At 72.0% G+C, this 24,862-nt stretch carries 18 protein-coding genes; 8 read left to right on the top strand and 10 right to left on the bottom strand.

What is annotated here, in order from left to right; translation table 11 throughout:
- Complete coding sequence (gene allB, locus ACFXOM_RS10135; protein WP_384934327.1) at positions 1–1,344, bottom strand: allantoinase AllB; 1,344 nt, start codon at positions 1,342–1,344, stop codon at positions 1–3.
- Between the two features lie 330 nt (positions 1,345–1,674).
- Here allB and ACFXOM_RS10130 point away from each other — a divergent pair, with 330 nt between their 5' ends.
- The gene (locus ACFXOM_RS10130; protein ID WP_384944357.1) at positions 1,675–2,481 is read left to right on the top strand and encodes an IclR family transcriptional regulator; all 807 of its coding nucleotides are present in this window, start codon (positions 1,675–1,677) and stop codon (positions 2,479–2,481) included.
- Between the two features lie 87 nt (positions 2,482–2,568).
- Here the strand turns inward: ACFXOM_RS10130 and ACFXOM_RS10125 are convergent, their stop codons facing one another.
- The 3 genes from ACFXOM_RS10125 to ACFXOM_RS10115 all read right to left on the bottom strand — a co-directional run bounded on the left by ACFXOM_RS10125 (position 2,569) and on the right by ACFXOM_RS10115 (position 6,173).
- Positions 2,569–3,249 carry an ABC transporter ATP-binding protein gene (locus ACFXOM_RS10125; RefSeq protein WP_384944355.1) on the bottom strand — a complete coding sequence of 227 codons (681 nt, stop codon included), beginning with the start codon at positions 3,247–3,249 and terminating at the stop codon, positions 2,569–2,571.
- Complete coding sequence (locus ACFXOM_RS10120) at positions 3,246–4,340, bottom strand: ABC transporter permease (RefSeq protein WP_384944354.1); 1,095 nt, start codon at positions 4,338–4,340, stop codon at positions 3,246–3,248. Before ACFXOM_RS10120 ends, ACFXOM_RS10125 begins: the two co-directional genes overlap by 4 nt.
- A gap of 297 nt (positions 4,341–4,637) precedes the next feature.
- Positions 4,638–6,173: a beta-N-acetylglucosaminidase domain-containing protein gene (locus ACFXOM_RS10115; RefSeq protein WP_384934316.1), complete on the bottom strand. Its 1,536-nt coding sequence runs from the start codon at positions 6,171–6,173 to the stop codon at positions 4,638–4,640.
- Between the two features lie 569 nt (positions 6,174–6,742).
- Here ACFXOM_RS10115 and ACFXOM_RS10110 point away from each other — a divergent pair.
- On the top strand, positions 6,743–8,071 hold the full coding sequence (locus tag ACFXOM_RS10110; RefSeq protein ID WP_384934313.1) for a sensor histidine kinase: 1,329 nt from the start codon (positions 6,743–6,745) through the stop codon (positions 8,069–8,071).
- Complete coding sequence (locus ACFXOM_RS10105; protein WP_384934311.1) at positions 8,068–8,694, top strand: response regulator; 627 nt, start codon at positions 8,068–8,070, stop codon at positions 8,692–8,694. The genes ACFXOM_RS10110 and ACFXOM_RS10105 overlap by 4 nt, the downstream gene beginning before the upstream one ends.
- Before the next feature lie 41 nt (positions 8,695–8,735).
- Here the strand turns inward: ACFXOM_RS10105 and ACFXOM_RS10100 are convergent, their stop codons facing one another.
- Positions 8,736–9,449: a class I SAM-dependent methyltransferase gene (locus ACFXOM_RS10100; protein WP_384934308.1), complete on the bottom strand. Its 714-nt coding sequence runs from the start codon at positions 9,447–9,449 to the stop codon at positions 8,736–8,738.
- Positions 9,450–9,671: 222 nt separating this feature from the next.
- Positions 9,672–9,983 (bottom strand): DUF5955 family protein, encoded by a 312-nt coding sequence (locus tag ACFXOM_RS10095; RefSeq protein ID WP_384934305.1) that lies wholly within the window; start codon positions 9,981–9,983, stop codon positions 9,672–9,674.
- Between the two features lie 820 nt (positions 9,984–10,803).
- Here ACFXOM_RS10095 and ACFXOM_RS10090 point away from each other — a divergent pair.
- Positions 10,804–11,415, top strand: a complete 612-nt coding sequence (locus ACFXOM_RS10090) for an NTP transferase domain-containing protein (RefSeq protein WP_384934302.1) — start codon at positions 10,804–10,806, stop codon at positions 11,413–11,415.
- 378 nt (positions 11,416–11,793) lie between these two features.
- Positions 11,794–13,416 carry a malate synthase A gene (gene aceB / locus ACFXOM_RS10085; protein ID WP_384934299.1) on the top strand — a complete coding sequence of 541 codons (1,623 nt, stop codon included), beginning with the start codon at positions 11,794–11,796 and terminating at the stop codon, positions 13,414–13,416.
- A 346-nt stretch (positions 13,417–13,762) separates the two neighbouring features.
- Here the strand turns inward: aceB and ACFXOM_RS10080 are convergent, their stop codons facing one another.
- On the bottom strand, positions 13,763–16,048 hold the full coding sequence (locus tag ACFXOM_RS10080; protein WP_384944352.1) for a bifunctional polysaccharide deacetylase/glycosyltransferase family 2 protein: 2,286 nt from the start codon (positions 16,046–16,048) through the stop codon (positions 13,763–13,765).
- A gap of 19 nt (positions 16,049–16,067) precedes the next feature.
- A complete protein-coding gene (locus ACFXOM_RS10075; protein WP_384934293.1) occupies positions 16,068–16,370 on the bottom strand; it encodes a hypothetical protein in 303 nt (100 codons plus the stop codon).
- Between the two features lie 406 nt (positions 16,371–16,776).
- Here ACFXOM_RS10075 and ACFXOM_RS10070 point away from each other — a divergent pair, with 406 nt between their 5' ends.
- Positions 16,777–17,793, top strand: coding sequence for a chitinase (locus ACFXOM_RS10070; RefSeq protein WP_384944350.1), 1,017 nt, complete (start codon positions 16,777–16,779; stop codon positions 17,791–17,793).
- Positions 17,794–18,207: 414 nt separating this feature from the next.
- On the opposite strand, the gene ACFXOM_RS10065 is transcribed toward ACFXOM_RS10070, so the two are convergent.
- Positions 18,208–20,322, bottom strand: coding sequence for a hypothetical protein (locus ACFXOM_RS10065; RefSeq protein ID WP_384934288.1), 2,115 nt, complete (start codon positions 20,320–20,322; stop codon positions 18,208–18,210).
- A 236-nt stretch (positions 20,323–20,558) separates the two neighbouring features.
- Here ACFXOM_RS10065 and ACFXOM_RS10060 point away from each other — a divergent pair, with 236 nt between their 5' ends.
- On the top strand, positions 20,559–21,158 hold the full coding sequence (locus ACFXOM_RS10060; protein ID WP_384934285.1) for a TIGR03086 family metal-binding protein: 600 nt from the start codon (positions 20,559–20,561) through the stop codon (positions 21,156–21,158).
- Between the two features lie 681 nt (positions 21,159–21,839).
- Positions 21,840–22,661, top strand: coding sequence for a chitosanase (locus ACFXOM_RS10055; protein ID WP_384934282.1), 822 nt, complete (start codon positions 21,840–21,842; stop codon positions 22,659–22,661).
- Positions 22,662–23,106: 445 nt separating this feature from the next.
- On the opposite strand, the gene ACFXOM_RS10050 is transcribed toward ACFXOM_RS10055, so the two are convergent.
- Positions 23,107–24,498: an 8-oxoguanine deaminase gene (locus ACFXOM_RS10050; protein WP_384934279.1), complete on the bottom strand. Its 1,392-nt coding sequence runs from the start codon at positions 24,496–24,498 to the stop codon at positions 23,107–23,109.
- Positions 24,499–24,862: the final 364 nt, after the last annotated feature.

Genomic DNA, 24,862 nt, shown 5'->3' with positions numbered 1-24,862 from the left:
TCAGTCGTTCCTTTCGAGGAGCCGGCCGGTGGGCTCGGCGAGGGTCCCGTTCTCCACGATCCGCTCGCCGCGCAGCCATGTCGACTTCACGACGCCGTGCAGGGTCTTCCCCGCGTAGGCGGTGACCTGGTTGCGGTGGTGGAGTTCGGTGGGGTCGACGGTGAAGGTCTCGTCGGGGGCGAGGACCACGAAGTCGGCGTCCCGGCCCGCCTCGACGGCCCCCTTCCGGGCGAGGCCCGCGAGCCTGGCCGGAGCGTCCGACATCCAGCGGGCGACGTCCTCCAGGGTGTGTCCGCGTCCACGGGCTTCGGTCCAGACGGCCGGGAGTCCCAGCTGGAGCGAGGAGATTCCGCCCCAGGCCGAGGCGAAGTCGGCGGTCTTGAGGTCGGTGGTGCACGGCGAGTGGTCGGACACGATGCAGTCGATCGTTCCGTCGGCCAACCCCTGCCAGAGGGCGTCCCGGTTCGCCGCCTCGCGGATCGGCGGGCAGCACTTGAACTCGGTGGCACCGTCGGGGACTTCCTCTGCCGTGAGGGTGAGGAAGTGGGGGCACGATTCGACGGTGATCCGCACGCCCTCCGCCTTCGCGGCGGCGATCAGCGGCAATGCATCGGAGGACGAGAGGTGGAGCACGTGCACCCGGGCATCCAGCCGCCTTGCCTGGGCGATCAGGTGGGCGATCGCGGTGTTCTCGGCGTCGCGGGGGCGGGAGGCGAGGAAGTCGGCGTACTTGGGGCCCTGGCGCTGCGGCGCGGCGGCCAGCTGGTGCGGGTCCTCGGCGTGCACGATCAGCAGACCGCCGAAGCCCGCGATCTCCGTCATGGAGCGTGCGAGTTGTTCCCGGTCGAGCTCGGGGAACTCGTCGACGCCGGACGGCGACAGGAAGCACTTGAAGCCGAAGACCCCCGCCTCGTGCAGCCCACGCAGATCCTTGGTGTTGCCGGGGACGGCACCTCCCCAGAAGCCGGTGTCGATGTGTGCCTTCGGCCGGGCCACCTCCTGCTTGGTGCGCAGGTTGGCGACCGTGGTGGTCGGCGGGAGGGAGTTCAGGGGCATGTCGAGCAGCGTGGTGATCCCGCCGGCCGCGGCGGCACGGGTGGCCGTCCAGAACCCCTCCCACTCGGCGCGGCCGGGATCGTTCACGTGGACGTGCGTGTCGACGAGGCCGGGGAGGACCACGTGGTCACCGACGTCCTCGATCCGTGCCCCGGCCGGGATCGCGGCGTCGTGCGGCAGCACGGCCGAGATCCTCCCGCCGGCGACGGCGACCGATGCGGCGCGCGTGCCCCCGGGGGTGATGACACGCGTCGAGCGCAGTACGAGGTCCACGTCCGGATCGGACACGCTGCCCCTCACTTCCGTCACGTCCGCACCAGCGGAATTCAACGAACTGTTGAAGAAGTCTTCTCCTCGGGCCCCACCCCGTCAAGGCCCCACCCCTTCGAGCGGGCCGCTGCGCACAAACCTTGGACAGTTCCACAAAGTGGAATGTAGATTCCGAAGAAAGAGACGTAGCTCCGTACGGCGGACCGCCAGGAGGCTCTGCCCCGGGGAGTGTGTGACACCGGGACCGGCTTCGCTGACCGGCGAGGACGGGCCCAGCACGAGCGGTGTGCACCCCACCCCTGCCCGGTAGGCTGCTGCCTCGCCCGCCCGCCTGAAAGGACCGTTGACGTGTCGACGTCCAGCGCCAGCACCCCCGACGCCGCCAAGCCCGCCGCCAACAGCGGCGGAGTGCAGTCCCTCGAGCGTGCCTTCGACCTGCTCGAGCGGATGGCCGACGCCGGGGGCGAGGTCGGATTGAGCGAGCTCTCCGCGAGCAGCGGACTCCCGCTGCCCACCATCCACCGGCTCATGCGCACACTCGTCGCCTGCGGATACGTGCGCCAGCAGCCGAACCGGCGCTACGCCCTCGGGCCCCGGCTGATCCGTCTCGGCGAATCCGCTTCCCGGCTGCTCGGCACCTGGGCGCGCCCCTACCTGGCCCGGCTCGTGGAGGAGACGGGGGAGACGGCGAACATGGCGCTCCTCGACGGCGACGAGATCGTCTACGTGGCACAGGTGCCCTCGAAACACTCGATGCGGATGTTCACCGAGGTCGGTCGACGGGTGCTGCCGCACTCGACCGGTGTGGGCAAGGCGCTCCTCGCCCACACGCCGCCCGAGGAGGTGCGCGCCCTGCTGGCGCGCACCGGCATGCCGGCCGCCACCGAGAAGACGATCACCACTCCTGAGGAGTTCCTCGGCGCCCTGGAGCAGGTCCGCCGCGCCGGCTACGCGGTGGACGACAACGAGCAGGAGATCGGCGTCCGTTGCCTGGCGGTCTCGGTGCCCGACTCTCCCACCGCCGCGGCGATCTCCATCTCCGGCCCGGCGGGCCGGGTCACGGAGGCGGCGACGGAGAAGATCGTCCCCGTGCTACAGACGGTGGCCAAGGAACTGTCCGCGGCACTGGCGAGCACGACGGCGCCACAAGGCTGAGGCCGTAGCGGCCGGACCGGGCCGGATGGCGCGGACCGCACAAGGCCGGCGCCGGACCCGACGGCCCACGCCGCTGCAGGGCCGGGTTCAGGACGCAGCAGGCCGGCGCAGGCGCCCGTCCGCCATCGTCACCACCTGGTCGGCCCGGGCGGGGTGGCTCGGGTCGTGGGTGACCAGGACCGTCGCCGTGCTCCGTTCCCTGGTCAGGGTGGCCAGCAGATCGAGGACCGCAGCACCCCGCTCGTGGTCGAGGGCGCTGGTCGGCTCGTCGACGAGGAGCACCGACGGGTCGTTCATCAGGGCGCGGGCGATGTTGACGCGCTGGCGCTGACCGCCCGAGAGCTGGTGGGGGCGGCGGTGCGCCTGCCCGGCCAGGCCGACCGCGGCCAGCAACTCCCGTGCCCGGTCAGCCGCCCGACGGGGTTTGCGGCCGGAGAGGTGGGCCATCACCAGGAGTTGTTCCACGGCCGTGAGCGCGGGCAGCAGATGGGGCTGCTGGAAGACGATCCCGATGTGCTCGCGGCGCAGTACGGCCCGGTCCGCCCGGCTCAGCACGGTGGCATCCGTACCGGCCACGACGACGCGTCCGGCGTCGGGGGTGACGAGTGTGGCCGCGACAGCGAGCAGGCTGGACTTGCCGGAACCCGAGGGGCCCACGACAGCGGTGAGCGAACCGGGCGGGACGTCCAGGGCGACCGAGTCGAGCGCGGTCAGTCTCCCCTCGCCGTCCGGGTAGGTGAGGGTGATGCCGTCGAGCAGCAGGGTCATCGGGCGCTCCCCAGGGCGGTCAGCGGGTCGACGGCGGTGATCCGCCGCACGGACAGGGCGGCCCCGAGCATTCCCAGGACGATCATCACCAGTGCCGGCAGCAGGACCGTCGACGTTTCCTGGACGAACGGCACGTCCCCGCCGCCGACCAGGGCACCGGCCCCCAGGGCCAGCGCCGTTCCGGTCAGCGTGCCGGCGCCCAACATCACTGCCGCCTGCCCGAGTGCGTCCCGCAGCAGGTACGGCGTCGGTGCACCGAGCGCCTTCAGCACCGCGACGTCGGCGCTCCGCTGGATGGTCCAGACGGTGAAGAACGCGCCGATGACGAGGGCGGAGATCGCGAACAGGAAGCCGCGCATCAGTTGGAGCGAGCCGTTCTCGGCCTGGTAGGACCCGATCGCGGTGAGCGCCTCGTCGAGGGCCAGGGTCCGGGTTCCCGCGGCCCGGTCCGCGGCCCCGAGGTCGGCGCTGCCGTCCGTGCGCAGGGCGACGACGGTGGCCTGCCCTGCGGGGACCGTCCCCCCGTCGGTGCCGCCGCCACGACCGAGCGCCTGCCAGTCCTCGAGGGAGGTCCACACGACGGGGGTGTGGCTGTACGAGGCGTCGCCGGACACGTCCGCCACGATCACGGTCCGCGGACCGAGCCGTACCGCGTCACCGACGACGACCCCGAGGTCCGCTGCGGCCCGCGCGGAGAGCACGGCCCGGCCGGGGGCCAGCCGGCCGGGGGCGATCATGCCGTGCGGCTCCACCCCGAAGGCCGACACGGCCGCGGTACGGTCGTCCGAGGTCGCGTCGAGCGTTCGGATCCCGACCGGTTCGGCCGCACGTACGCCGGGCTGTCCCGCCCAGGTGCGCCACGCGCCCTCGCCGACCACCGAGTTGGTGAACGACACCGCGCGGCCGGACGGCGGCGCCGCGAAGGCGAGGTGGTCGACCGGGAGGCCGGTGACGGCCGAGACGTTCTCCCGGGCCAGCCCCGCCGTCAGCCCGGACAGCAGCCCGACGAGCAGCGTGATCAGCACGATCACGCTGCCCATCAGGGCAAACCGCCCCTTGGCGAATCTCAGGTCTCTCAATGCCACGAACATGGCGACCAGCCTGCCTGCCGGGGGCTGCGACGGGCATCGCGCAAGGGTTTGCTCAGGAATCAACCTTTCGATGGATCCCGAGGCGACGTGTCGCCCCGGACGCGCCGGACGGCAGCGGCGAGCCCTGTCGGCGCACCGGGACGTGGGACCGCTCGACCGGCGGCACCGACCGCGATTGCGGCGCGCCCTCCTCCCCGACCTCCCCGACCCCCGCGTGGACGACGCCGCAGGTCGGTCGGGTCGGCTGGTTGTCGTCGCGGGCTGCCCTCCCGCCCGGTCCGCCGCGAACGGCCCGTCCTACGAGGACCGCACCGCGCAGGAGCGTTCGGGGTCGTACTCCGCGTCGTTCCAGGCGTAGTCGGCGAAGGTGCGCGGACCGTGCGGTGCGCCCCACGCGTCACGCACGGCCTCGGCGGCGACCCCGACGGCCACGCCCGGGCGGCCGGGCGCGGCGAGGCCGGCATCCCGTCCGGTGTACGGGCGGGGCAGTCGGCGTCGGGGAGCAGGGCCGTCGGCAGGGGGGCCGTTCCGGAGCAACAGGGCATGACCCAGCACCGCGCGGGCGGCGGCCACCTCGGCGCGGGTCACCGGCCGCGCGGCGCCCCCGACGGCCCAGTGGACGGTGACCGACGCGTCGAGGTCCCTCGCCAGGCGCAGGGCATAGTCGGGCCCGGCCGCGTCCCAACTCTCGCTCGGCACCACGTCCGGTGCCGCGGCGCCGGGGTGCGCGGCGGCGAACTCCCTGAGGACCGCGTTGGCGAAGTACGCCTGCGCGGCCGCCGCCGCGGCGGGTCCCGTACCGAAGGCTCTGCGGTCGGACCCGTTGCATCCGACCAGTGGATCCGCGCGGTCGAACGACACCGCGAAGGTACGCACGCCGATCCCCCACAGTGCGCCGAACTTGGCGCTGAGGGCTGCTGCCTCGGCGGGGTCCGAGCAGCGGAGGGAAGGCCCAGGGGACACGACGCAGCGGACGTCGATGTGATGGGAGCCGGCCCGGCGGACGAGCTCTCCGAGCCGCGCCAGCTCGTGCGCGGGATACGGTGTGCGCCACGCGGCGTGCAGGTACGGGTCGTCCTGCGGCGCGTGGACGTAGAGGTTCAGCTTGTTCCGGCCCATCCAGTCGAGGCAGGCGAGACGCTCGGCGTGCGACCTGGGCGGGCCGGGTGGGCCTTCGGTGATGCCGCGCAGCCGCATCCCCGGCCAGTCCCGGATCTCGACGGCGGGGAGCCGACCGCGGGTCCCCGCGGGCCGGCTCCGCAGCAGAGTCCTGAGGGTCTGGGCGGCGTAGTACGTGCCCGCGGCATCTGCTCCCGCGAGGACGATGCGGTCGTTCCGGACGACGAGGACGTAGCCTTCCGCGGCCATGGCCTCCGCCCCTTGCACCCCGAGCGCGTCGAGGGACGCGCGCGTGGCGGCGTTCTCCTTCGCCCCGCCCACGAGGACGGCGAGGCCGGGCCCCGGATCCGTACGGTCGTCGATTCGGCGGACCACCCGTACCCCCGCGGCGTGCAACGCGTCCTGGAGCACGTCCAGCGCGGGAGCGTCGGTGGCGGATCCGACCACCGCGGTGACGCGCTCGGGAACGGGCACGGTGCCCGGGAGCCAGCGCACCGAACGCGGCCTGGGCACCAGGCTCGAAGGATCGGAAGGCGACGCCGGCGACGCGGTGGGGCCATCCGCTTCGCGGGCCGCGGGATCGGCGCGGGAGGTCACGGCTGCGGAGCGGGACGCTCCGCCGTGCCTCGGCGGATTCAGCAGCAGGGCCATTGCTCGGGCGGCGCGCGTGCGCCACGTGGCTTTCGTGTTCGGGGAGATCGAGCCGAAGGTCATCGACGCGCGGCCTCCTCCCGCCGACCGACCGGCGGCGGTACGAATGGGGATGGCCAGAGGACTCGACCATGAACGAGACATCGTTGTCAACGCCCTGTTCCGACATTCCCCCAGATCCTGCACATCCGGACGCCTCCGTACTGCTTCGGCACAGCAAGGTCGATCAGGACCGGTCATCGCCGAACCGACCGGGCGGCCCCGCACCGCGCCGTGCTGCCCCGTGCCGTGCTGCCCCGCACCATGCCGTGCCGTGCGCCGACGAGTGCCCTCGCCGGGGCGGAGCGACCACCGGACCACCGGCACGACGTGCGCCGACCCGTTGGTCCCCGGCCCGGCCCCGGCCGGGCAGCGGCGCTGCCTCGGCTGCGCGGTGCCTCGCGCGGACCGGTTGCGCACGCCACGCACGGGAACGCTCCTGGGGCGGGCCGCCGCCCAGGTGCGCGGACGGATCCAGCGGCGACCACGGCGGGCCCAGCGGCCCGAACCACCGCCCACGGGTCCGCCACCGCCGCGGACGAACCGGACCGGAGGGGATTCGCCGGCAGCATGCGGCCTACCCTGGAGCGGCCATGGATCCCCGCACTCTGACCCCCGCCCTCCGCGTCCTCCGCGTCTGTCTGCACCTGCTGCTCGCTTGCCTCCTCGTACTCGCCGCCCTACGTGCCGTCGCCGTCCGGGCACCGGACACCGCGGCCGTCGTCGCCGTCGCCGCGGTGACCGGCGCCGTCTACGCGGCCGGATCCTTCCTGCCGACCGTGCGTACATCCCGGTCCGGCGCCGCACGGTGGCTCGCCGCCCTGTGTTCCGCGTGGCTGCTCCTCCTGTGGCTCACCCCCGACGCCCTCTGGTTGGCGTTCCCGCTGTACTTCCTCCAGTTGCACCTGCTACCCGTCCGCTGGTCCCTGCCCGCCGTCACCGCGACCGCGGGCGCCGCGATCCTGTCGTACGTACGGCACGGCGGGCCGCTCAGTCCGGGCGCCTTCATCGGGCCGCTGCTCGGGGCGGCCGTCGCGGTGGCGACCGTGCTCGGCTACCAGGCCCTGTACCGGGAGAGCGAGCGGCGCCGCGAACTCATCGACGAATTGGTCGCGACCCGGGCGGAACTCGCCGCGGCGGAGCGGCACGCGGGTACCCTCGCCGAGCGGGAACGGCTGGCCCGCGAGATCCACGACACCCTCGCCCAGGGGCTTTCCTCCATCCATCTGCTGCTGGGGGCGGCCGAACGGGTCCTGCCGCAGGGTTCGCCCGCGGCGGAGCACATCGGGCAGGCCCGGCGGGCCGCCCGGGACAACCTCGCGGAAGCACGGCGGTTCGTGCGCGCCCTGACGCCGCCCGACCTGGAACACGGCTCACTCGCCGGTGCGCTGGAGCGGCTCGCCCGATCCGGTTCGGGCGCAGGTGCGGGTCCCGGTCCCCTGGTCAGGTTCTCCGTCAGCGGCACTCCCGCCCCGCTGCCCACCCCGTACGAGGTGGCCCTGCTGAGGATCGCCCAGTCGGCCCTCGCCAACACCGTCCGCCACGCGTCCGCCGGGCGCGCCGAGATCACCCTGACCTTCATGCAGGACTCGGTGACCCTGGACGTAGTGGATGACGGCAAGGGCTTCGCCGCCGCGCCGCACCCGGCGGACGGCCTACCGGCGGGCGCGGCGGCGGACACGGACCCGCTGCGTCCGGCGGACGGGGGCTTCGGCCTCCCGGCCATGCGCTCCCGAGCGCAATCGCTCAACGGCACCTTCACCGTCGAATCGGCACCCGGCCACGGCACCGCAGTGGCGGTCACCCTGCCGCTCGCCCCCGCGACGCCGACGCCGTCCGCGGTGCCGCCCTCCCCGGCCGCCGCTCCACCAGCGGGCCGGCCGCCCGCCCCCGTGCCCCGTTCTCTCGGAGAAGCCTCATGACGATCCGCCTCCTGCTGGCCGACGACCATCCCGTGGTGCGGGCCGGGCTCCGTGCGGTCCTCGACACCGAGCCCGGACTCCGCGTCGTCGCCGAGGCTGCCACCGCGGAGGACGCGGTCGCTCAGGTCGGCGCCGGAGACTTCGACGTCGTGCTGATGGACCTGCAGTTCGGCTCCGGCATGCACGGGTGCGAAGCGACCGCCGCGATCACGGCCCTGCCGGATGCGCCCCGCGTCCTCGTCCTCACCACGTACGACACGGATGCGGACATCCTCGCCGCGGTCGAGGCCGGCGCGAGCGGCTACCTGCTCAAGGACGCGCCGCCGGAGGAGTTGGCCGCCGCCGTACGAACGGCCGCGGCGGGACGGTCCGCGCTGGCCCCGACGGTGGCACACCGTCTGATGGACCGGATGCGGGCGCCCGAGCAGGCACTGACCAAGCGCGAGCTGGAGGTGCTGCACCTGGTGAGCGAGGGTCTGTCCAACCAGCAGATCAGCAAACGGCTGTTCCTCAGCCAGGCCACGGTCAAGTCCCACCTGGTCCACGTCTACGCGAAGCTGGGCGTGGAGTCCCGGACCGCGGCCGTGGCGGCGGCCACGGAGCGTCGGCTGATCAGGCGCTGATCCCCATGGCCTTGCCGGGGCCGCACCGCCGGTGGCTGCCCTCAGTCCCGACGGCGGGCGGCGACCACCGCGCAGCGCGGACTCCCGTCGGGCCTGCGGCCGAGTCCGTCGAGGGGGAGCAGTTCCACCGCAAAGCCGGTCCGGTCCAGTTCGGCCAGGACCTCGCGGAGCGCGAAGGTGCGGTAGTACATGACGAAGGGGGGCCGCCACAGCAGGTTGCGCACGCGCATCGCCGTGTCGAACCCGAGCGTCGCCCAGTACCCGGGGGATCCGGGGCGGGGCGGGGCGCCGACCGGGAAGGCGAACAGGCCGCCCGGCCGCAGCGCCGCGTGCACCTGCGCGAAGAGCCCGGGCCGCTCCTTCGGCAGGAAGTGCCCGAACGCCCCGAAGCTCACGGCCAGGTCGAAGCACGGCCGGAACGGGAGTGACCGTACGTCGGCCCGCACCCAGTCCGCCGACGGGTGCGCGGACCGGGCCTCGGCGAGCATCCCCGCGCTGAAGTCGACGCCGACGACCCGCCCCGTGCACAACCGGCCCAGAACACCAGTGCCCGCACCCGTCCCGCAGCACAGGTCGAGCCCCGCGACGAACGGCCCGGACGGCTGCAGCGCGCCGACGAACTCGTCGAGGATCCGCTCAGGCGTACGGAAGGGAGTCTGGTCGAACTTCGGTGCGAGAAGGTCGTAGCCGTGCTCGACCGATGACAGCGCCTGAACGGCGAGTTCGCGAAGGGTGGGTCCCTGGGAGGTGAACATCGCCTCCAGCGTAGCCACGGGGCGAGCCGTGCGGTGATGCCGTTCGTCTCTTCCGCGACGGTCGCGTGACCGGCCGGCATGCGAACGCGCGCGCACGCCGGCACCGGATCGCGCCGCGGACCCTGGGCCCGCAGCCCCGGCTTTCGCCGGGCGGCGACGGGCCGTACGGAGCTCGCGGGCGGCCGTCGTCCGGAGCTGCCGTCCGGCGTGCAGGAGCCGGGGTCAGGACCTCGGCTCGCCGAACAGTTCCACCGCCTTCCTCACCTTCGACAGTCCGCCCGCCAGTGCACTCACCGAGCCGATGGATCCGGCGACCAGCAGGAGCGAGCGGCTGAGGCGCCGGATCTCCGGCATCCCGCTCACCGCCATCTCGGCCATCGCCGCGAGCTCGTCCTCCGCGATCCCGCGGTCGGCGAACTCGGACGGAAGACCCGCCAGTTCACGGCGGAGCCGGGAGACGGCAGCGCGCAGCTCCGTCACCCTCGGGTCCTCACCGCTTTCCGTCACCCGTGTCTGCCCCACGCTCCGCAGCAAGCTTCTCCCCCCTCGCTCGTCGTAGTTCCGCCTGGTGCGCGACCCGCGGGAAAGTGGTCGATTCCCCGGGGGCGCACGCGAGTTGCGGGTCAGTTAACGTCATGGCGTAGCCGCTTCGCTACTCCGCGGTACGAAATTCAGTTGGTCGTGTCCACTTCCCACGCCTGCCGCCCGAGCCGTGGGGTCGAGCACCACGTACCTGGTGGGGCCGGATGCGTCGCGGAATGCCCCCACCGCGAAGAGCCCGGCGCGCCCGGCGTTCGTCAGCACGAGGAGACGGGATTTGGCGGCAATCGTGCCCCAGCGGACCTACGTCGCGGAGGGTGTCTGCGACGTGCAGGTGTCGGACGACCCCGGTCGCCCGCCGTGAACAGCAGGGCCCCGGCCGCCGCCGGTCGCGAAGCCCGGGCGGTCACCGGATGTCGCCGTCCGCCCCTTCGTCCCGACCGGATCACCATCGAGCGGCTGCCGTACCGGTCCGCCAGGTCGACACCCCCGGCGCCGGCACCGGGCTCCCCGGGCGGCGCGGAACCGCGGGACGGGGACGAGACAGAGGCGGGAGGCGACGCCTCGGCGGAGACGGGCCCGGGCGCACGGTCGCGGGGCCGCGACCCGGCGGCGGGGCCACCCGAGTCGTGCGGCGATCAGGTAAACGGCGACCGGCTGCGGTTCGTCACCCTCCAACGGCGGGAAAGTGCCGTCGGGTTCCGGCGACGCCGACCGTGCGCACGAGGTCCCCCGTAGTGAACTCCGATATCGGAACGGCACCCTGCCCTAGGTCATCACCCCATCCGGCGGCTCGATGGGGTAAGCAGGGTACATGGCTCACACTTCACAAAAACCGCAGGTGGCTGGGCTGGTTCTGGCAGCGGGCGGGGGCCGGCGCCTGGGTGGCCGTCCGAAGGCCCTGCTGGAGCACCGCGGCCGCCCGCTGGTGGAGAACGCGGTGCGGGTCCTACGGGCGGGCGGCTGCCGGTCCGTGCACGTCGTCCTCGGGGCGGCGGCCGACGAGGTGCTACGGCTGGCCGACCTGTCGGGCTGCGTGGTCTCCGTCAACCCCGAATGGGAAGAAGGCATGGGCTCGTCGCTGCGCGCGGGGCTCGACTCCCTGACGGCGGCGGGCGGCGGTCCGGACGCCGTGCTGGTGTACCTGGTGGACCAGCCGGGCATCGGTGCCGCGGCCGTGGCCCGGGTGGTCGCGGCCTGTGACTCCTCGTCGGCCCTCGTGTCCGCGGCGTACCGGGGCGAGCGGGGCCATCCGGTGCTGTTCGGCTCGCGGCGCTGGGACGCCGTGGCGCGCAGCGCGTCGGGGGACCGCGGCGCCCGGGACTACCTTCGGGAGCACGAGAAGGACATCGTGCTCGTCGAGTGCGGGGACGCGGCCGAGCCGTACGACATCGACACCCCCGAGGACTTGGCGCACCTGGAGTGAGTCCGAGTCGCCCCGCGGGGGCGGCTCCCCGGGGGACCCGGTGATCGGCTGCCCACTCCCGCCACCCTGGATCCGGCCCCTCTCCCCCGCACCCCGGCCCCCTCTGCCGGTCGTCCGGTGCAGCAGCCACCACCACACACTCGCGGGGCGTGAACGGGCTGGCACCGAGCGCCACGATATGTCGACTCGGAGATTCTCGACATCAACAAACCATTGAACTTCCACTATGCGGTAACTATTATCCACAGATCAGAAGCGCACCCAGACGACAAGGCGCCCCCGGCCACATCCCGGAGCCCATGGCACCGAGTGCCGATCGACGAAGACCGGCGGCCGTCCGGCACCGACCGCGAAGCTCGCTGAAGGAAGTGACAGCTCATGTCCGCACCAGCGCCGTCCCCGCTGGCCACCGTCGAAGCCGACCCGCTGCCGCGGCAGGACGAGGTCCTCACCGACGCGGCCCTCGCCTTCGTGGCCGAGCTGCACCGGCGGTTCACGCCCCGGCGCGACGAACTCCTCGCCCGCCGGGTGCAGCGCCGCACGGAGATCGCCCGCACCAGCAGCCTGGACTTCCTTCCGGAGACCGCCGGGATCCGCGAGGACGAGGGCTGGCGGGTCGCGCCCGCGCCGGCCCCCCTCGACGACCGCCGCGTCGAGATCACCGGTCCGACCGACCGCAAGATGACCATCAACGCCCTGAACTCGGGTGCGAAGGTCTGGCTTGCCGACTTCGAGGACGCGTCCGCCCCCACCTGGGAGAACGTCGTCCTCGGCCAGCTCAATCTGATCGACGCCTACGAACGGCGCATCGACTTCACCGATGCCCGCACCGGCAAGTCGTACGCCCTCAGGCCCTCCGAAGAACTGGCGACGGTGGTGATGCGGCCCCGCGGCTGGCACCTCGACGAACGCCACGTCCGTGTCGAAGGACGCGCCGTCCCCGGCGCGCTCGTCGACTTCGGCCTCTACTTCTTCCACAACGCCCAGCGATTGATCGACCTCGGCAAGGGACCGTACTTCTACCTCCCGAAAACCGAATCCCACCTGGAAGCCCGCCTCTGGAACGACGTCTTCGTCTTCGCACAGGACTACGTGGGCGTCCCCCAGGGCACGGTCCGCGCCACGGTCCTGATCGAGACGATCACGGCGGCGTACGAGATGGAGGAGATCCTCTACGAGCTCCGCGACCACGCCTCAGGACTCAACGCGGGCCGATGGGACTACCTCTTCTCGATCGTCAAGAACTTCCGTGACGGCGGCACCAAGTTCGTCCTCCCGGACCGCAACGCGGTCACCATGACGGCCCCGTTCATGCGCGCGTACACCGAGCTCCTGGTCCGCACGTGCCACAAGCGCGGCGCCCACGCCATCGGCGGCATGGCGGCCTTCATCCCGTCCCGGAAGGACCCCGAGGTCAACAAGGTGGCCTTCGAGAAGGTCAAGGCCGACAAGGACCGCGAGGCCGCCGACGGCTTCGACGGCTCCTGGGTGGCCCACCCCGACCTGGTCCCGATCGCCATGGCCTCCTTCGACGCCGTCCTCGGCGACCGCCCCAACCAGAAGGACCGCCTGCGCGAAGACGTCTCCGTGGCCCCCGGAGACCTGATCGCGATCGATTCGCTGGATGCGAAGCCCACGTACGAGGGGCTCCGCAACGCCGTCCAGGTCGGCATGCGGTACATCGAGGCATGGCTGCGCGGACTCGGCGCCGTCGCCATCTTCAACCTGATGGAGGACGCGGCCACGGCCGAGATCTCCCGCTCGCAGATCTGGCAGTGGATCAACGCGGGCGTCGTCTTCGAGAACGGCGAACGCGCCACGCCCGAGTTGGCACGCGAAGTCGCCGCCGAGGAACTGGCGGCGATCCGGGAGGAGATCGGCGAGGACGCCTTCGCGGCGGGCAGCTGGCAGCAGGCCCACGACCTGCTGCTCCACGTGTCCCTGGACGCTGACTACGCCGACTTCCTGACCCTCCCGGCGTACGAACAGTTGGTGGACTGACCGTCTGCCCACGGCCCTCGGTTCCCCCCGTCCGCCCCCGGTACCGCCGCACAGCGCCGGGGGCGGATCGCCGCCCGCCCGCCGGGACCGGTACCGACGACCGCGCGACCGTCGCATTTCGTTGACGCCAACGGGTGAACGGCGGGTGCGCGGTAGTTGATCTCCCCGCCACACCTGTCCACCGGTGACCTGCTCGGCGGCGGTCTCCCGTCCCCGCCGTGTTTCCCGTGCCCATGTCTTCCAGTCCCCTGTGTCGCTGTCCACGAGCGCTGTCAACCACCTCGCCGGCCTGCTGCGGCGCCCCCTGCCCCCGCTCGGCCTCGACTCGCCTCCGACGGAGCCCTCTTCAGCCCGACTTCACCGGCGACCCCACTTCACCGGTGCGCTTGAGCTTCTGCCAGCGCAACCGGCCGCCGGAAAGCGCGGTGACGCAGGAGTGGATGAGGACGAGGTACATCATCTGGCGGTAGGCCAGTTGCTGCAGCGGCATCATCAGCAGATAGCGGTACTGCTCCCGATCCAGGCGGAACGCGTAAGCGGCGCACGTCATCTGGACGGTCAGCACCGCCAACCACGCCAGCAGGGCGGCCCGGAAGTCCACGAAGATCATCGAGTAGACGGTGAAGACGTCGATCAGCGGGGCGAAGACCGGTGTGACGATCTGGAAGAGGACCACGAGAGGCATGCCCACCCGGCCGAATCGGCCCGAGGCGCCTTTGTCCGTCAGGCATCTGCGGTGCTTCCACAGGGCCTGCATCGTCCCGTAGGACCACCTGTACCGCTGCGACCACAGCTGCCTGAGCGAACCCGGCGCCTCCGTCCAGGCCCTGGCGTGCTCCTGATAGACGATCCGCCAGCCCGCGCGGTGCATCGCGATGGTGATGTCGGTGTCCTCGGCGAGCGTGTCCTCGCTCATGCCGCCCACGCCGAGCACCGCGTCCCGGCGGAACGCGCCGATCGCGCCCGGGATCGTCGGCATGCAGCGCAGCAGGTCGTACATGCGCCGGTCCAGGTTGAAGCCCATCACGTACTCGATGTGCTGCCAGGCACCGATGACGGTCCTGCGGTTGCCGACCTTGGCGTTGCCCGCGACCGCGCCCACCTCAGGATCGGCGAAGGGCTGCACCAGGAGCCGCACCGTGTCCGGCTCGAAGACGGTGTCGCCGTCCATCATCACGACGATGTCGTGTCGCGCACTGCGCACGCCGTTGTTCAGCGCGGCCGGCTTGCCCGCGTTCTCCTGGCGGATGACGCGCACGTTCGGAAGCCCGAGGCTCTCGGCGATGTCCGCGGTGCCGTCGGTCGAGCCGTCGTCGACCACGATGATCTCGATCGGATGAGTGCTCCGGGCGAGGGAGCGGAGCGTGTTGGCGATGCATTCCTTCTCGTTGTACGCGGGCACGATCACGCTCACCGGCCGGGTCACCGGTGACCCCCAGGTGAATCGGCGGCCGTTGCGGCTTCTGTCGTGGCGGCGGGCCAGGACCAGCATCATCGCGAACCGGCCCAGCACGGCGACCCCGACCACCGCGAGACCCGTCGCGAGGACCGGCACGGTACGGTCGGCGACGGCGACCGCCCATACGAGGGCCTTGCCTTCGTAGAGCATGACGCCGGTGGCGGTGCGGTGCGCGGCCTGGGCGGCCGTTCGGCCCGGCCCCGCCCGATGGACACCCCCGCCACCCGGCGCGGCATCCTCGGCCGGCTGCGTGCCGGTTGTGGCCCCGAGGTCTCCGCCGGCCCCCCTGCGTGCACCGGTCTTGGCGAGGGCACCGCTGATGGTGGTGAAGGTGTACCCCTTCTCCTTCATCATCTCGATGTACCGCGGCAACGCCTCGATGGTCTGCGAGCGTTCCCCACCGGCATCGTGGAAGAGGACCGAGGCACCCTTCCCCTCCTCTGGCGTGGCCCCTTCGATGATCTTCGAGACGCCGGGTCGCTTCCAGTCGCCGCTGTCATTGTCGATGAAGGCACTGGTGTAGCCCTGCTCGCCCAGTTCCTTGTAGACGGGCCAGCTGTAGTCGTCGATGGCGTCCGGTCGTGAGGAGTACGGCGCACGGAACAGGGTCGTGGTGATGCCGGCCGCCCCCGCGAGGGCGAGCTGCGTCTGCTCCATCTCGCGATGGATGCGGCTCGCGCTCTGATACGACAGGTCCACGTGGGAGAAGGTGTGAACACCCACCTCGTTACCCTGCTCGACCATCGTCCGCACGATGTCCGGATACCGCGAGACCATGGTGCCGGTCACGAAGAACGTGCCCGGGACGTCGTTCTCCCGGAGGATCTCCAGGACCTGGGGTGTCCACGTCGGTGTGGGCCCGTCGTCGAAGGTGAGTGCGATCGTCTTGTCGGGCAGGGACCGTGCCACTGCCTCTCCGTCCCGGAAGGTGAGGACGGGACCTCCGTCCAGTACCGCGTCAGGGACGGTGTCGGAGTCCGCGCCGGTGCGCACACGCTGATCACCTCCCACCTCCGCTCGTAGATAGCCGTGGAGCAGCATCACGCTGGTCAGGGCAAGCAGGATCATTCCTGCCAGGGCGACTCGTGGCTTCTGGATCGCGGCGGCCCTGCCCGCGGCTCGCTCGATCCTCGAGGGAGCACGTCGGCGGCCTTTGGTGGAGGTCTTCGTCATGACTGTGTCCGCGCTCCGGTCAGCCGGCTTCGGAGGCGGACACGGACGCGGACAGGGACGGGGAGGAAGACGGGGGCGCGTTCGGAGGCCTGGTGGCGGCGGGCTTGCCGGCCGGCCTGACCTTGCCGAGGTGGCCCCGGGGGCCGTGGCCACCCTCGGGAGTGCTCTTCTCGCCCTGGACCGGCAGTACCGACGACGGGGCGAGCCACGTGCCCCAGCCGAGGAACACCAGGCCGAGTACGGCCGCGTATCCGAGGCAGAGAACTCCGACGAGGATGCCGGCCCGGCGCAGGGTCTTGGCCCTGCGTCCGGAGGCGTCCACGAACACGGGTCCCTTCGCGGCCCTGCGTCCACGCCTGCGGCGGCGACCCTGAGCGGCAGCTGGGGAATCAACGCTTTTTTCGATGACGGTTCGGGATGGCATTCCCCGGATGCTAGTGGTGCTTCATAGAGGAACCTCTCGTTTTCCTGTGGGCCACCTATGAGAAACGCGCGAAGCTGTGAAGTTGCTGAGATTTTCCCCGAGGGGCTGCACAGCACGGCCTGACCATAACGCCCGGAAATGCCTGACATTCCGCATCGCAATGCCCCTTATACCCCCTTCCTCTGGGGTGTGCATGGACAATATCGCCGACAGGAAACACATCCTGAATGTGTTTCCTTTCTTGCCGGAAAACACCTTCGACCTCCGCCCTCGACGGGACGTCTCGAAAGCAGGTGCATGTGCAATGAGGAGTTTCCTGAGGCCGATGGTCGGGCTCATCTGCCTGTCCGCCCTGGTCGCCACGGGCTGTTCGCCGGCCATCGGCAGCTCCTCGAACGCGGCATCGTCGGTCCCGTCGGCGAAGCCGTCGGCAACGGCACTGTCGACCGCCTACCAGCCCTACGTGAGTGCCACGGATTCCTCGGCAACGGACACGGCCGGCTCACCGTCGGTGTACAACCTCGCCTTCGTGATCTCGGACGGCACCAGCTGCACTCCGAAGTGGTACGGCAGCGAGGCCGTGGACGACCCGGCGGTGACGGCCCGTATCGCGGCGCTCACAAAGGACGGCGCGTCGGTGCGGGTCTCTTTCGGGGGCGCCTCGGGAGAGGAGCTGGCGTCGGTCTGCGGCAGTCCGAGTACGCTGGCGGCCGCGTATGCGAAGGCACTGGACACGGCGGGCTCCGCCCAGGCCGACTTCGACGTGGAGGGCAGCCAACTGGCGGATCCGGCCTCGGTCGCGTTGCGCTCCGAGGCGATCGCCCTGTTGCAGCGCGAGCGCGCCGGCCTGGAGGTGTCGTTCACGCTGCCTGTGATGCCCTCGGGCTTGGACGCCCACGGCAGGGCGCTGCTGGAATCGGCGAACGACCACGGGGTGCGGGTCTCCACCGTGAACATCATGACGATGAACTACGGAGAGTCGTACGCCGGGGACATGGGCGACTACGCGATCACCTCTGCCGAAGCGACCCATGACCAGCTCGCTGAACTCTTCGGTCTGAGCTCCCAGGGTGCGTGGCAGGGGATGGCGCTGACCTCGATGATCGGCGTGAACGACGTCCCGGGCGAGACGTTCACCCTCTCCGACGCCGCCCAGGTGCGGTCGTTCGCGGAGGCGCGGGGACTGTCCTGGGTGTCGATGTGGTCGACGTTCCGCGACCGGCAGTGCGCGGACGACGACCCCTCAGGCGGCGACGCGGCGACGAACTGCAGTGGCGTGCAGCAGGGACCGGGAGCGTTCGGACGGGCGCTTGCGGGCTGAGGTGCCGGCGCCGGTGCACGGCCGCGGTTCCGTCACTGAGTCTCCGCCATCCTGATTGCGGCTGGTCACGGCCGCGTCGAGCAGCTTCGTCCGGACGTGCTCCTGCAAGACCCAACAGCGCATGGTGGCCGCCCCACCGTCCGGAGTCCTCACCGGGACGTCGGCGGCCCGGCACATCGCGCTGGGCGAGTGCGCCGGACATGTGGGCGGGATCGACGACATGCCGTCCCGGGCGTACCGGGGTGCCCCGACCGTCCGGCCGGAGCCCCGGTGCCGTGCGGCGACCGGTCGGTGCGAGTCGTTGCCGGGGTGGCACGGGCCGCAGTCGGCGGCGTCCGCCCGCAGCGACGGCTCATCTTCCCGCACCTGGCGGGAAGGCGTGGCGTACACCGTCCGTGCGTACGGCAAGACGGTTCAGCGGCGGCGCCTGGCCCGGCCTCCCGACCGCACCGAGGCGGCTGCGCGAGCCGCCAGATCCGCCACCCGGCTGTCCGGATGACGGTCCCTCAGTGCATCGAGGACGCGGCGAGCGAGGGACGGGTCGGCGGCTGCGAGGGCGGGGAGCAGGGCGGCGGCACCACCCGGCCAGCCGGCGGCGGCCGCGTCGAAGGCGGCGGGGAGGGACGCGGGAGCGGGCCCGTGCTGCGCGGCGGCGGTATCCGGAGAGACGCGCAGGTCCTCGCTCGCACGGGTCGCCAGCTCGTCGAGGACCAGTGCTGCCCGGGCCGTCAACGGCACGTGGTCCTCGGGAACGTGTTCGCCTCGGGCCAGGAGCACCCTGCGGGCACAACCGCCGGTCTTGGGATCGTTGAGGGCGGCGCGCAGGACGGGTACGGGAACGGCGGCACGGCCGAGGTGGGCGAAGAGCACCGGGGCGGACGTGGCCGGGAGGGCGGTGGAGACCGCGGCGACGAGCTCGCTCCAGGACGCATCGGTGGCGCCGCGTGCTGCTGCCCAGTGGCTGAGGGACGCTGCCGCGATGTCCGGCGGCCAGTGTTCGGCCGCGGCCACGATCTGCGCGGCGTCCCAGCCCGTCACCGTCTCCCCGTCGGGCGCGGCGACGTGCCCCACGGACAGCGCGTGGCGCACGACGGCGTTGCCGAGCGGCGTGAGGCCGTAGGCGTCGCCGGTGCGGAAGACGCACCCGGTCGGCGCCAGCCGATCGAGGACCGCGGCGAGGGCGAGGGCGTGGCTGTCGAGGTCCGCGCGATCGGCCTCGGTCAGGCCCGGCAGTCCGAGCAGGTCGGACAGCTCGGCCGGAACGGGGGTGGTGTACGCGGCAGGGGCCGTTTCGGGGACGGGGACGGGAGCGTCCTCGAGTTCGGGGGCGATCTTCCAGTCGGCGTGGTCCGCGGCTTTGCGAGCCACCGAGTCGGGGGTGCCGCCGCGCTCGTACAGCGCGTAGAGCACGTGCGCGGCATCGAGCGCGTACTCCTCGTCCGGGCCGGAGCCGGAAGCGATCCGTTCGACGACCGCGGCCAGCACGTCGGCCCCGAGTTCGAGGAGTTCCCCGGGCGTCCCGTCCGTCCAGACGGCGTCGGCGGGCCCGGGGAATCCGCACTGTTCGGCGAGCTCCCGCACGTCGTCCGCCTGTGCCGCGAGGGCTGCGGGCAGCGGCGCGCCGTGGAGTAGGCCCTTGATGTCGCCGGGGTCGGGAAACGCGGCGGGGGGAGGCAGGGGTACGGCGGGGTCGCCGTAGTAGTCGAGGTGTTCGTCGAGGAACCTGTCCGCGAGGACGACGTGGGGCAGGGCCTCCGGCCCCGGGGCGAGTCCTTCGTGGGGGCCCGCCAGGGCCGCACTGAGGCCCTCGGCGGTCCAGCGGTCGGTCAGGTCGGCGGCGAGGTCCTCCAGCTCGGCGGTGAGGGCCTCCTCCGGGCGGGCGGCGGACAGGGCGGGCGTCGCGGGCAGCAGCGGACCGGTCGACGACGGGCCCTGGACGTCGCGGGCGAAAGCGGCCAGCAAGGCTTCGGTGAGCCGGACGCGTGCCGCGAAGGTGCAGGCCGTGACATCGGAGCGGTGCAACGGTTCGGGGAGCACGGGGCGGTCGGCGCGCGGTGCGGCGTCCAGCGCGCCGAGCCACTCCCGTACGGCCCCGGCGTCGTCGGCGTCGACGCCGTCGGCGCGGAGCAGCGACGCGTACCAGCGGGGCCACGTCAGGTTGCGGGGGTCGTTCATGGCCCGCTCGAACTCCGGCATGGCGTCGTCGACGGCCGCGGCGAGCCGCGCCTGCCGCTTGGCATTGAGACGCCCCGCGGTGCGCACGTAGTCCGCGAGCGCGGTGAGCACGCCCGGCACCGCGGCGAGCTCGGTCGGACTCGCCCAGAGCAGGATCGGCAGGTCCTCGACGAGGACCCGACGCAGCAGCTCCGGGGTCGGTTCGGGCACGCCGGCGCGGCGGTCGGCACCGCGCAGGGCCAGCAGCGCGAGGAGTGCGTCCGCGGGCCGTGCGGGCAACGCGGCCCCCCGCTCCTTCTGCGCCCAGGCGAGGAAGTCGTCACGTCCGGTGTTCAGGGCAGTGGTACGGGTCACCCCGGGAGCGTATGGTCGCCCCGCGCGGGGCACCGGCCTTGCCACGGACGGAAGGCCCGATCGGGCGATCGGCCGAACGGTGCACGTCTCGACGTGCCGTCGGGTCCGGGGCCCGTGCCCGCGGGCCCCGAGGGGTCGCACGGGGCGGCTTCCCCCGGCAGACGGGGCATGGTGTCGCCGGGGCCGCGGTGCCGGGCGACCGATGAGTTTCCGGCTCCGGACGAGTCCGCACGGTCATGGAGACGAACACAGGAGGAATGCCGGACCTGGGGCCCGTGGCCGCAGGCATGGCCCGGCTCGCACGACACGTCGACGACGCCCGGCTGGGGGACCCGACTCCCTGCCCCGAGTACGCCGTACGGGAGCTGCTCGCTCATGTCGTCGGGCTCTCCGCAGCCTTCCGCGACGCCGCGCGCAAGGACTTCGGGGCGACGACGGACAAGGACCCCGGCACGGTCACATGGGTGCTCGGGGAGGACTGGCGGTCACGACTGCCCGAGCTCCTCGACGACCTGGTGGCGGCCTGGCGCCACCCGGAGGCGTGGGACGGCGACACGCGTGCCGGGGGCATCGCGCTCCCGGCCGCGCTCGCGGGCCGGGTCGCCCTCAACGAGCTGCTGGTGCACGGCTGGGACCTGGCCCGTTCCACCGGGCAGTCCTACGATCCGGACGAGCGGGAACTCCGGGTGTCGTACGCCCTGATGGCCCCGGCGGCTCAAGACCCGGGGCGGGGCGGCATGTTCGGCCCGGTGGTTGCGGTACCGGATGACGCGCCGCTGCTCGACCGGGTGGTGGCACTGAGCGGCCGGCGCCCGGACTGGACGCCCGGACCCTGACGCCCGCCGGGCGCGTGCCGACGCCCCGACCGGCCGGCCCGGCAGGCGGCCGGCACGGGCGGGGTGACCTGGTGTGCGGTGGAAGATCCGCACACGGAAGCCTTGGTGGGCGGGCTGGTCGCGAGTCGTACCGGATGCGGCTGACCGAGCCGGGGTGAGCCCTCAGACAGTGCCGAGCCGGGGTGAGCCCCCAGCACAGTGCCGAGCCCGCGAACAGGCCGAAAGTCTCGGAGTGATCCAACGACCTGGGAGATCATTTTGTTAGGAGTTCTTGCTGAACGCCAAGGTGAAAAAGATTCCCCCACCCCGCACGGCAGGCTCCATCGCAGGCCGTTTGCCGCGCCGGAGCAGCCGATGAACAACGCAATGAACACTCCGGTCGCGATAGCTACCCGAACCACCTGAGAAAGAGTCAGATATCGAACGACCCCTTCGCTCAACCGGATAGACGGTCGCTTCACTTGTCTCTCCACTCATGTGGTCACCTCGAAGCCCATTCGCGTGACCTCTGGCTGACGTTTCCTCCACCTGACCATGAGCTATGCACCCCGAACGCCGACAGAAACAGCCACGTCCGCAGCCGGCGGCGCCTCCTGCGCCGACGGCGACAATTGCCGCGCATCCCCCATCAGATCGCTCACACCCCCCAACGCCCCAGAGCCAACAGTTTATGATCAACAGGTGCATCCTCACCGAAGCGTCACCGCACGGCTCTCGGCCCTCGCCGCGGCGGTGCTCGGGCTCGCCGGCAACGCCCTGTCGGACACCGCGGGCGGGGCCGAAGCCCCCTACTCCGCGGGACTCGACTCCCCGGCCAAGAAGGAGATCGCCATGAAGCTGGTCTCCAGTGCCGAGAACTCCTCGCTGGACTGGAAGGCCCAGTACGCGTACATCGAGGACATCGCCGACGGTCGCGGGTACACCGCGGGCATCATCGGCTTCTGTTCCGGCACCGGTGACCTGCTCGACGTCGTCGAGCGCTACACCGACCGGAGACCGGGCAACGTCCTCGCCCCGTACCTCCCCGCCCTGCGCCGGGTGAACGGAACCGCGTCGCACGAGGGGCTCGACCCGCAGTTCCCCGCGGATTGGCGTCGGGCTGCCCGGGACGCGGAGTTCACCAGGGCGCAGGACGACGAACGCGACCGCGTCTACTTCGACCCCGCCGTGAGCCGCGCGAAGGGCGACGGCCTCGGCGTGCTGGGACAGTTCGTCTACTACGACGCCTTCGTCATGCACGGTGACGGGGATGACAGCGCGAGTTTCGGCAGCATCCGCGGGAGGGCGGTCTCCCGGGTCAGGCCACCGGCCCAGGGCGGCGACGAGGTCGCGTACCTCCACGCGTTCCTCGACGCCCGGGTGTGGGCGATGAAGCAGGAGGCAGCTCACGAGGACACCAGCCGCGTCGACACCGCTCAACGGGTCTTCCTCGAACGGGGCAACCTCGGGCTGGACACCCCGCTGGACTGGGCGGTGTACGGAGACCGTTACCGCATCGAATGACCCGGCGTCGCGAGGCGGATCGGACGGCGTCCCGTACGACACCTGCGGTCCTGGTGCCGCACGGGACGCCCCTCGCGTCAGTGGACGGCGGCGGGCTGTGCCTCCTGCACGGTCGGCTCCGGACTGCGGCTGCCACCGAGGTGGTCGAAGGCCAGGTTCAACACGATCTCCTCTCGGCTGCCACGGCGGTTCCTCCGGACGGTCGACACGTCGGCGGAGACGTGAATGTCAGGGAGGCGCTGCGGAACGGTGCGTGATGCAGGTTGTTGTGGTGCGTCGTGCGCCCGAGAACCGTGTGCCGTTGGGGTGGCCGCACACTCACACCGCCCCGGGAGGTTCGTACGCCGTTGCGTACGCACCTCCCGGCGACGGCTGCCGTGGACCCCGCTCGGGTCCGCGGCGGCCGGTCGAGGGCCGTCCCCCTCGGCCGGACTCCTTGGGGGGGTCAGGCCCGCGCCGCGATCCGGGCGAGGCGCTGGGCCTCCTCCCGGGTGGCACGGGCGATGGCGTCCTCGTCGGCGTGCAGCAGTCGGCCGTGCTCGACGACGGGCCGCCCGTCGACCAGGGAGAGGGTGACCGGCGCGGCCGCGCCGAACACCAGGGCCGTCACCGGATCGGCGATGGAGGCGTGGGCCAGGGTGTCCATCTTCCAGAGCACCAGGTCGGCGAGCTTGCCGGGTTCCAGCGACCCGATCTGGTCGGCCCGCCCGAGGACCTGGGCGCCGCCGTAGGTGCCGAGTCGCAGGGCCTGACGTGCGTTCAACGCGGCTTCGCGGTGTACGGGACTCAGCCGGTTGATCAGCAGTGCGTTCCGCAGTTCGGTGTGCAGTTCGCCGGATTCGTTGGAGGCCGTGCCGTCGACGCCGAGTCCGACCGGGACGCCGGCCTTCAGCATGTCGGGGACGCGTGCGATGCCGGCGGCCAGGCGGGCGTTGGAGGACGGGCAGTGGGCGACACCGGTCTTCGTCCGGGCGAAGGCCTCGATGTCGGAGTCGTTCATGTGGACGCAGTGGGCCATCCACACGTCCTCGCCGAGCCAGCCGGTGGAGGCGAAGTAGTCGGTCGGGCCCATGCCGAACAGTTCGTGGCAGAACTTCTCCTCTTCCACGGTCTCACTGCCATGGGTGTGCAGGCGCACGCCCTTGCGCCGCGCCAGCTCGGCACCCTGCTTGAGCAGTTCGGTCGAGACCGAGAACGGGGAGCAGGGGGCGACGGCGATCTGCGTCATCGAGTCGAACGACGCGTCGTGGTGCTCGTCGATGGTCGCCTCGGTGGCGGCGAGCGCGCCTTCGAGGGTTTCGACGGCGAAGTCCGGCGGAAGCCCGCCGTCCTTCTCGCTCCGGTCCATGGAGCCCCGGGCGAGGGTGAAGCGCACTCCCATCCCGGAGGCGGCCCGGATGATGGCGCCGGACAGGTCACCGGAGCCCTGGGGGAAGACGTAGTGGTGGTCCATCGCGGTGGTGACGCCGCCACGGGCCATCATCGCGAGCGAACCCTGCGCCGCGGAGTGCACCATCTGCTCGTCGATCCGCGCCCACGTCGGGTACAGGGCAACGAGCCACTCGAAGAGGTTGTGGTCGGTGGCGAGACCGCGGGTGATCCACTGGTAGAAGTGGTGGTGCGTGTTGACCAGGCCCGGGGTGACCAGGTGACCGGTGCCGTCGATGCGGCGGGCCACGTTCTCCAGGTTCCCCGGTGCCCTGCCCGCGCCGACCGCCTCGATCCTGTTGCCGGCGACGACGACGTACCCGGAGGCGTACTCGGTGTCGTCGGCGTCCACTGTCGCGATCGCGCAGTTCTCGATGACGATGCGCTGGGCTGCTGCCGGTGCTGCCATGGCGGTGCGTCCTTATGTCTGGTGGCGGGAATTCCCCCGGGAGGGGCTCGCGGGGGCCGTCGCGTACGACGGTCTCGCAGCTTCCTCGGGGGAGGGCACGGCAGGACCCTGGGATGTTTTGAGTGCCACAGCCGCACTGCTGTGGGTGCCGAAGTGGTGTGGGTACGGGGGGACCGGGACCGCGGCGCGCGCCGGTGCCGTCCGGGAGGCGGGCGCGATAGGCGCGCCCGACGTGGTGTCAGAGGGACGGGGACAGGAGCACCGCGCCGCGGGGGTGCCGGGAGCGTCCGGGCCCGCCGGCCGGTGCACGGTGTTCGGGGTGGGGGTCCCGGGGCCCCGGGGTGCGGGCTGTCCCATGGTGGTT

It is taken from the genome of Streptomyces sp. NPDC059169, from assembly GCF_042755225.1.
GTDB lineage: Bacteria > Actinomycetota > Actinomycetes > Streptomycetales > Streptomycetaceae > Streptomyces.
The sequence above is the reverse complement of the archived record's forward strand: the minus strand, read 5'-3'. Positions and strand labels throughout refer to the sequence as shown.